The sequence below is a fragment of the Proteiniphilum sp. UBA1028 genome, from assembly GCF_002316955.1.
In the GTDB taxonomy this organism is placed as follows: Bacteria; Bacteroidota; Bacteroidia; order Bacteroidales; family Dysgonomonadaceae; genus Proteiniphilum.
On record NZ_DCEN01000041.1, the window covers coordinates 91,131 to 99,709 of the forward strand.

Annotated in this window: 5 protein-coding genes; 3 read left to right on the forward strand and 2 right to left on the reverse strand. The window is 46.0% G+C overall.

Annotation, left to right across the window (positions count from 1 at the left end; all coding sequences use genetic code 11):
* The first annotated feature begins 3 nt into the window (after positions 1-3).
* Both B3Z75_RS07255 and B3Z75_RS07260 read left to right on the forward strand, forming a co-directional pair.
* Positions 4-3,150 (forward strand): glycoside hydrolase family 2 protein, encoded by a 3,147-nt coding sequence (locus tag B3Z75_RS07255; RefSeq protein ID WP_294069258.1) that lies wholly within the window; start codon positions 4-6, stop codon positions 3,148-3,150.
* A gap of 14 nt (positions 3,151-3,164) precedes the next feature.
* Positions 3,165-4,586 carry an alpha/beta hydrolase family protein gene (locus B3Z75_RS07260; RefSeq protein ID WP_294069261.1) on the forward strand — a complete coding sequence of 474 codons (1,422 nt, stop codon included), beginning with the start codon at positions 3,165-3,167 and terminating at the stop codon, positions 4,584-4,586.
* A gap of 88 nt (positions 4,587-4,674) precedes the next feature.
* Here B3Z75_RS07260 and B3Z75_RS07265 read toward each other — a convergent pair whose 3' ends face one another.
* Entirely contained in the window at positions 4,675-5,913 is a 1,239-nt protein-coding gene (locus B3Z75_RS07265) for a DUF438 domain-containing protein (protein ID WP_294069264.1), read from the reverse strand.
* 79 nt (positions 5,914-5,992) lie between these two features.
* Positions 5,993-7,651, reverse strand: a complete 1,659-nt coding sequence (hcp, locus tag B3Z75_RS07270) for a hydroxylamine reductase (protein WP_414702875.1) — start codon at positions 7,649-7,651, stop codon at positions 5,993-5,995.
* Positions 7,652-7,897: 246 nt separating this feature from the next.
* On the opposite strand from hcp, the gene B3Z75_RS07275 reads away from it, so the two are divergent.
* The gene (locus B3Z75_RS07275) at positions 7,898-8,563 is read left to right on the forward strand and encodes a Crp/Fnr family transcriptional regulator (protein WP_294069267.1); all 666 of its coding nucleotides are present in this window, start codon (positions 7,898-7,900) and stop codon (positions 8,561-8,563) included.
* Positions 8,564-8,579 lie beyond the last annotated feature (16 nt).

Here is an 8,579-nt window from a genome sequence, read left to right on the forward strand (position 1 = left end):
GCCATGAGAGCGATCATACTTTCTATCTTACTGTGCATTGTATTGTCTGCTTTTTCACAACAAAGCGGTAGACGGATCGAAAAGCTGATCAACACAAACTGGACTTTTAATTATTTTCCGGAAGAAAAAGTGAAGCAGAAATATCCGGGATTTAACGATAGAAGGTGGAATGATCCAAAAGATCCGATTTGGAGCAAAATACTTGAAAGACCCGAATATGACGATTCTAATTGGGGTATTGTTTCAATTCCTCATACGTGGAGCACTTATGAGACCACAGGTGAGCTCCATCCTTATATAAAAAATGCCTCAAATAGGGATAATTCCTATTGGTGGGATGGGGTTGGCTGGTATAGAAAAAGATTTACAGTTGAAAAAAGCCTGGAAGGCAAGAAAGTTTTCGTTGAGTTTGAAGGTGTACAAAAGAATTGTCGTGTGTACATAAACGGAAAACCTATGGCTGAACACTTTGGCGGATATACTGGTTTCTCAGTTGATCTGACTGATTATATCAATTTTGGAGGAGAGAATGTGCTGGCCGTTTCGGTGTCAAACAAGCAGGACGATGATTATAAAGTGGCTCCGATGAGTGGAGGTTGTTGGAATGTGTATGGTGGCATTTATCGAAATGTAAAACTCGTTGTAACCGACAAATTGTATGTGCCATATGCTGGTTCTGCAAAATTTGAGGGAGGCACATTTTTTACTACGCCTATTGTTGAAAAGAGTAAGGCGCTGCTCGATATGAAAACCTGGGTAAAGAATGAATATACGGAGAATAAAGAATGCAGGTTAACGACAACAATCTTTGATAAAACCGGAAAAGTTGTAGCAAAAGTCATCTCGGCCAAAATGATAGTTCCTTTTTATATTGAAATGTTTCAACAAGAAGTGGAGGTGCCCGATCCTTTATTGTGGAACACGGATACCCCAAATATGTATCATGCTGTTTCTGAAATAGCCATAGAAGATAAAACGGTGGATATTTATCAAACAGATTTTGGAATACGTGAATTTCGTTGGGATTTTGATACGAATACGCTTTTTGTCAATGGAGAGGAAGTAAATATTCGAGGATTCAATCGTCATCAGGAGTATCCCTGGCTGGGAGATGCAATTCCTGATTTTATCCACGACATGGATTTGCGGGACATAAAAGAAAATCTAAATTGTAACTTTATCCGTCCCGGGCAATATATCTCGGCACCCTATGTGTATGACTTGTGCGACAAAATTGGCTTAATTACCTGCGGAGAATTTCCAAATGTGAAAGATTTTGATTTTACATTGGAATTTCAGGAGACCTATGCTCGCGAATTGATTCGTCAATACAGGAATCATCCGTCAATTTTATTGTGGGATATAGGAGACGAAAGTAATCGTGCTGCCGATTCGCGCTGGGTATACGAAGAAGACAATACCCGTTATATTTCATGCCGGGATTGTCCCGGTCCGAGCCCTGGAAAATTTATTAATTTACCCAGCAAATCTTTTCGGCTGTCCAAGATGTTAAACTGTAATGTTCGTGGGTGGTATGATGATGACGAGATGAATATACGGCCTTTAAATCAGCAACATGCTACTAATGAACAACACCGGCACGAAGCTGCAAGGAGCAGCCAGGATGGCACATCAAACAATCGAATTGATCAGTCAAATTTGGTCGTTTGGTTGTATGAAGATCACGGTTGTGACCGTCGCTATCAAAATGCACCTCTCCTCTTTTATAATCCCAAAGGGTGGGTTGATAGTTATCGGGTGCCTAAATATTCGTATTATCTATGGCAAGCCAATTATAGCAGGAAGCCGATGATATTTATTCATCCTCAATTTTGGCGGGCACAGTATATCGGTCAGAAAAAAGATATTGAAATAGACAGCAATTGTGAGAGTGTGGAATTGAAGATAAACGGACATCGTTTCGGAATCAAGAAGCCTTCAAATGAAAATTTCCATGTTGTGAAATTTGAAAATGTACCCATAGAAAATGGCACATTGACAGCTATAGGGAAGAAAGATGGACAACATGTTGAACAGGAATTACATATCACCGGTGAACCGGCTGTTGTTTCATTAAAAAGTTCTCATTCTCAAATCACTGCTGCACAAAATTCAATTGCAATTATTACGGCTGATATTTTAGATAATGAGAATAATCACATCTTTGGTGCAAGAAATACAGTGAGATGGGAGGTTACCGGCCCCGCAACGTTGGTCGGATACCCGGTATATCAATCCGATTTTGGGAAAAGAATGGATACAAATGGGACACTCTATATCGATATGCCGGTAAGTAACGTCATCAGGTCTACCGGCGAACCCGGCACAATTGTCGTACGTGTCTTTGCTGCCGGATTGAAAATGGGAGAAGTGAGCATCGATGCGGTAAGAGCTCCTGTTGAGGCAGATAATGGAATCATCGAACATATCCTGAATCAGGCCGGAAGGGAAAAAGTGATTCAAAATTCAAACGAAGTCATGGCTGATAATGAAGAGGTATTGCCGGTTGTTCGTGAACAGAGTGCTGACCTTAGAATTACCGCAAAGCAGAATGTTCCCAATGTATTAACTCAGACTTTGGCGGAAAACAATCCTTTATTAAATGCAGAATCTGCTGAATTTTCAGCGTTGATCAACATCCTGACAAAAATATGCTTTAACGGTGAGGGTGTCCTGTACGCCTCGGAATTGAATTACAACATCAATAACTTCAACCGTTTTTCTACCCTGAAACAGATCATCGATAAAACAGGTTTACCGGAAAAAATGAAATCTGATTTAAAAGAATACTTTTTGAAAGAATTGATTTCGTATGGTAACGAGGTGAATATCGAACGTGAAAAAAAGAAATTACTCACCGTTTCTGAAAATTCAGTCGTATTACTTCCGGGAACAAAGGAAAAAATACCGGGTGTAATTTCAACTGAAAGTTTAGACATTCATGATATTGTCGGTCGTGTTTATGACAGGTTCAATACCTTAAACACTGAAGAGAAAGAACATTACCTGAAATATTTAAGTGACGTAAATCCGTGGGTAAAAAGAATTTTTTATCTTACGGGTGATGCGAAATTGGGTACGAGACAAGAACATATTTTCTATCGGTTGACTGCTGGAAAAGCAATTTTTATTCCCGATATTCAACTTTAAAAAAAGAGATGACAATGAGAAAGATAGTATTGCTGGCAGTCTGCATATTCGTTTTGAATACCATGCATGCTCAGGAGCCTCAAAAAACTTACATCCAACCTTTGAAAGATGTTCTGGATTTAATTGAAAAAACATACAATGTAAAACTGCAATACGAAGATAAAATATTAAAGGATAACATGGTAGAATATGCCGGTTGGAAATTATTTTCCGATGTTGAAAGTACTTTGCAACATGTCCTGATGCCATTGGAACTTCGTTACATCGTAAAAGCAAAGGATACTTACGAAATTAAATCATGGGAATATTTTCGAAAACCTTATGCGGAAGGAGAGGTACAACTCCGGAATTTGCTGGCTAGTTACCCAACTCTTTCTGCTTGGGAAGCTCGAAAGAAAGAGGTCCGGCAAAATATATTGAGTAAATTGGGAATACATCATTTTCCGAAAGAAACCTCCCTGAATCCAATTCGCACAAATTATAGAAAACATGATGGTTACAGTGCAGAGAATGTGGCTTTAGAAGTTCTGCCGGGCGTTTATCTTTCGGGTACATTGTACATGCCTCTCAAGTTGGTAAAGAAAAATCCTGTAATGCTTTCACCCCACGGCCATTTCTACAATAAAATTGATAAATCGATACCAAACGAACGAGGTCGTTATCGCGAAGATCAGCAGAAACGTTGTGCAACATTGGCGAGAATGGGTGTCATGGTTTTTAGTTACGACATGTTTGCCTGGGGTGAATCTAATTATCAGTTTCCGTTAAAAGATCATCGACAGGGTATTGCGCTAACTATGCAGACTTGGAACTCGATGCGGGCTCTTGACTTCTTGTTGTCTTTGAAGGGGGCAGATCCCGAACGCGTAGGAGTTACCGGAGCATCGGGTGGCGGAACACAGACATTTATCATAGCTGCGGTCGATGATAGAATTACACTGAGTGTTCCGGCTGTCATGGTTTCCTCGCATTTTTACGGAGGATGCCCTTGCGAAAGTGGAATGCCTATTCATTTCATGGATAATGGCCTGAATACGAACAATGCTGAAATAGCTGCGTTAATTTCACCCAAACCCTTATTGGTAATATCTGATGGAGATGATTGGACAGAAACAGTTCCCCAGATTGAATTCCCATACCTTCAGAATATTTATTCATTGTATAACAAAAAAGAAAATGTGAAAAACGTACATTTGGGTTCTGAAGGGCATGATTATGGGTATTCCAAACGAATCGCGATGTATGAATTTGTGACTGAACATTTCAGGTTGCATACCAATGATGTGCTGAAAAGTGATGGGACATGGGATGAATCAAAAGTAACAGTGGAACCTGCTACTGAAATGTATGTTTTTGGGACTAATAATCCTTTTCCGGAAAATGCGATGATGGGCATAGAATCTTTAAAAATGTTCTTGATCGATTCTCAAAAATAACTTGGATTGGTCAACCTGAGCCCTCTTGCCCGGTTCCGGATAGTCGCACAGCAGATCGTCCACCTTCCTGTCCGGCGGGATATCGCACCTATTTCTGCTCATACGATAACAGACGCTGATCCCCTTCGAGCTGCCTTAGCCGGGTGATGTCCTGGGTGACCTCCACCACGCCGAGGTATTCTCCCTCATTGCTGCGTACGGCTGTGTACTCGATGTAGACAAACCTGGTCTTCATGAACGACGACATCCAGAAGACCGCTTTGTTCTCCTTACCGCTTTTGAAGTCGTTGAGAATCTGCTCCACAATATGAACGCTGCCGGGTGGGTGGCACATGCGCACGTCGCGCCCCAGGATGGCGCGGTTGCGTTCGAACACCCTGTTGGGACTGTGCGAGAAAAAACGCACCTTGTCGTTCTTGTCCACGAAGGTGATGTCGATGGGAAGGTGCAGGAAGAGCGCCTCCAGCTCGCCGAGGTCAAAGGCCCCCGACGAGAGGCGTATGGCATTGGCCGTCACATACTCCTTTTTCTCCGCCTGCATGCCCGCCGGCTTCCACTCCTCCTCCGGGTCGATCAGGCAATAGCCGAATTCGCCCGTCTCGTTATAGATTTTATACCACTCCTCTTCGGTGAGGGTATCCATTGCCATGGGGAGCAGGATCTCCTCCTCCTTCATGATCATGCCCTCCAGCATCTCCACCGTGTGGTCAAGCACCAGCTCTGCCAGCGAGCGCAGCTCTTCCGCGCTTTTCAAGGGTGCGGTGAGGGCCTCGTGTGCGTTCTTCAGCAACGCACGCGTCTCGTCGTGTTTGCCCCACATCACTTTCGGAGGGCCTGTAATCAGATGCTTCTCCAGGAAGGGAAAGAGCAGGTACTCCTTGCGCAGGTAGTGCTTCTCCACGTCCGAGAAGTTGTTGAAGAGCGTGCGCAGCTGCATCACGTATCCCGGTACCTGGCTGTCGCTTATCTGTCCAATTTGCTCCTTCACCGTGTGGTAGCTGTCAATCTCCTTCTTCAGGGCGATGTTTTCCTTTCTGAAGGTATCTACGGGATGACCCGCAGGGATGGGGGCCGCCCCCTGCAGGTCGATGCTTCCGTCGAGTACCGCCGTGTGCAGGTCGCAAAAGTCGAGGATCTCCTCTTCTGTGAGCGCGTTGCTGTTAATCAGTTCCTGCTCCACTTCTACCACCTCGTTGTAGGGGATTTGTTGCAGGGCGTTGATTAGCTGTTGACGCAAAACTTCCGCGTTCTCGCCTTCGTGTAACCGGAGCAAGAGGTGCTTGAGCAGTTCTTTGCGTTGCGATGAGTTGTCGATCAGTTCGCTCATGATGTTCTTATTAGCAAGTTATTCGGCAAATATACAATTTGGAATCAATAAAAATAGCAGCTTCTCTGTTAATTTATGCTCAGGCGCTGAGCATCACTTTCATGTCTTCGTCCACCTCCGTGATTCCGGCAATGCCGAAGTTGTTTACCAACACGTTCACCACGTTGGGCGAGAGGAATGCCGGCAGGGTGGGCCCGAGATGAATGTTTTTCACTCCCAGGAAGAGCAGAGCCAGCAGTACAATCACTGCCTTCTGTTCGTACCAGGCAATGTTGTAGGCAATGGGCAGGTCGTTCAGGTCGTTCAGGCCAAATGCCTCCTTGAGAGCCAGCGCGATCCTCACCAACGAGTAGCTGTCGTTGCATTGTCCGGCGTCGAGTACGCGGGGGATGCCATTGATGTCTCCCAGGGGCAGCTTGTTGTAGCGGTACTTGGCACATCCGGCGGTAAGGATCACCGTATCCTTGGGGAGTCTTTCGGCAAACTCGGTATAATAATTACGCCCTTTCACCCGTCCGTCGCAGCCGGCCATCACGAAGAATTTGCGGATGGCGCCTGTCTTTACGGCGTCCACCACCTTGTCGGCCAGTGCGATCACCTGGTTGTGAGCAAATCCACCCGTGATCTCTCCCGTTTCGATCTCTTTCGGCGAAGCACATTTTTTTGCATGTTCAATCATGGCCGAGAAATCCTTGGGTTGTCCCTCTTTCCGGTCCCCGATATGCTTGAATCCTTCAAATCCCGAGGCGCCTGTGGTGTAGACCCTGTCGCCGTATGTCGATGATTTCTTCGGGGGCACAATGCAGTTGGTGGTGAAGAGGATCACTCCGTTGAAGTTTTCAAAATCTTCGGTCTGGTGCCACCACGAGCTACCGTAGTTGCCGACGAAGTGGTCGTATTTCTTGAAGGCAGGGTAGTAGTTTGCCGGCAGCATCTCGCTGTGGGTATATACATCCACGCCGGTACCTTCGGTCTGCTTGAGCAGCTCCTCCATATCTTTCAGGTCGTGTCCGCTGATCAGGATGCCCGGGTTGTTGCGCACGCCCAGGTTCACCTTTGTGATCTCCGGATGCCCGTAGCTGGAGGTATTTGCCTGGTCGAGGAGTGCCATTACCTCCACGCCGTATTTGCCGGTCTCGAGTGCCAGGGCAGTCAGCTCATCGGCCGACAGGGAGTCGTCTGTTACGGCCACCAGCGCCCGTTGGGTGAACGCATAAATCGTATCCTGCTCCTGTCCCAGGTTGAACGCATGCTCTGCATAGGCAGCCATACCCTTCAGCCCGTAGGTTGTCAGCTCGCGCAGGGAGCGGATGTCTTCGTTGTCACAGGCCAGTATGCCCACTTCGAGCGCTTTTTCAGCCATCTCCTCCTCGGTCTCGCCTGTCCAGAATGCCCCGTCGAAGGTGATTCCCTCCACCGATCCTCCGGCAGCGATCAATCGTTCTTTCGCGGCGTTTCTCATCTCGTACGCCATCAAAATACGTGTGATAAATCTGCTTTTGTCGAAGTTGGCGTTGGTGATGGTCATGAAGAGGCTGTCGGTGATAAACCGGTTGATCTGAGGGATTTCAATTCCCAGTCCTCTCAGGCGCACCGTGTAGTGTGAGATTCCCTTGCAGAGGAACATCAGCAGGTCCTGCAAGTTAGCCACATCGGCCGTTTTTCCGCAGACACCCCTCACGGTACATCCCTCGTTCTTACTGGTTTCCTGACACTGGTAGCAAAACATTTTTTCCATATTTTATTATCTTTTTGTGGTGATTTCTGATAACCGTTGCAAAAATATTGCTTCCAACATCCGATTCCTGTAACCGAGGTTACATCCCCGAATATTTAACATACTTTGGGATGTGTGCCCGAAAACGGTTTTTCCCCGAGGTGTAATTCATCGAGTACCGATACTATAACCATCTGTACGAAATATTTTGTGCGGATATTTTTATGCTCTTTTCATTTTATCCTATCTTTGTGAGTAAACAAGACCATGGCCGTATACGATTTATCATCCTGCCCGCTTTTCTTTCATCTCACTCCGGATGAAACAGAAAAGATACTGGAACGCGCCGTAAGCGAAGCGCGCACGGTAGAGAAAGGCAATTACGTGGTCCGGCAGGGCGATCAGGTCCATCACCTTATCCTGCTGGTGAAGGGGCTCGTGCGCACGGAGATGGTGACCAAGGAGGGCAATGTGCTGGAAATAGAATTCATTGAACCTGTGAGGCCGCTGGCGCCCGCTTTCCTGGTTGCTGCCGAAAGCCGGTATCCGGTGGATGTGATCACCATGGAAGAAACGGTTTTTTACCTTATCCCCAAGCCGGTATGGCTGAAAGAGATGATGCTGAACGAAACGCTGATGACCAATTTCATGCGGGTAAACTCCAACATGACGGTTTTTCTTTCCAAGAAGGTGCAGATGATGTCGATCAAGAGTTTGAAAGGAAAGCTATCGCTCTATATCCTTGAAAACACCACGGTTCAGACACCGTCGTTCGTCGTCAGGAGAACGCAGGCACAGCTGGCAGAGTATTTCGGGGTTCAACGTCCGTCGCTGGCCCGCACCCTCGGTGAACTCATCCGGGAGGGCGCCATTCAACTTTACAAACGAGAGCTCACCGTGCTGGACCGTCGCAAGCTGGAGGAGATGGTGTAGCGGGTGGAGAAGGTGT

What these genes read in the sequence shown, in the direction of transcription:
- B3Z75_RS07255 (WP_294069258.1), top strand. Translation starts at nt 4, where the DNA reads ATGAGAGCGATCATACTTTCTATCTTACTGTGCATTGTATTGTCTGCT.
- hcp (WP_414702875.1), bottom strand. Translation starts at nt 7,651, where the DNA reads ATGGAAAAAATGTTTTGCTACCAGTGTCAGGAAACCAGTAAGAACGAG.
- B3Z75_RS07275 (WP_294069267.1), top strand. Translation starts at nt 7,898, where the DNA reads ATGGCCGTATACGATTTATCATCCTGCCCGCTTTTCTTTCATCTCACT.
- B3Z75_RS07265 (WP_294069264.1), bottom strand. Translation starts at nt 5,913, where the DNA reads ATGAGCGAACTGATCGACAACTCATCGCAACGCAAAGAACTGCTCAAG.
- B3Z75_RS07260 (WP_294069261.1), top strand. Translation starts at nt 3,165, where the DNA reads ATGAGAAAGATAGTATTGCTGGCAGTCTGCATATTCGTTTTGAATACC.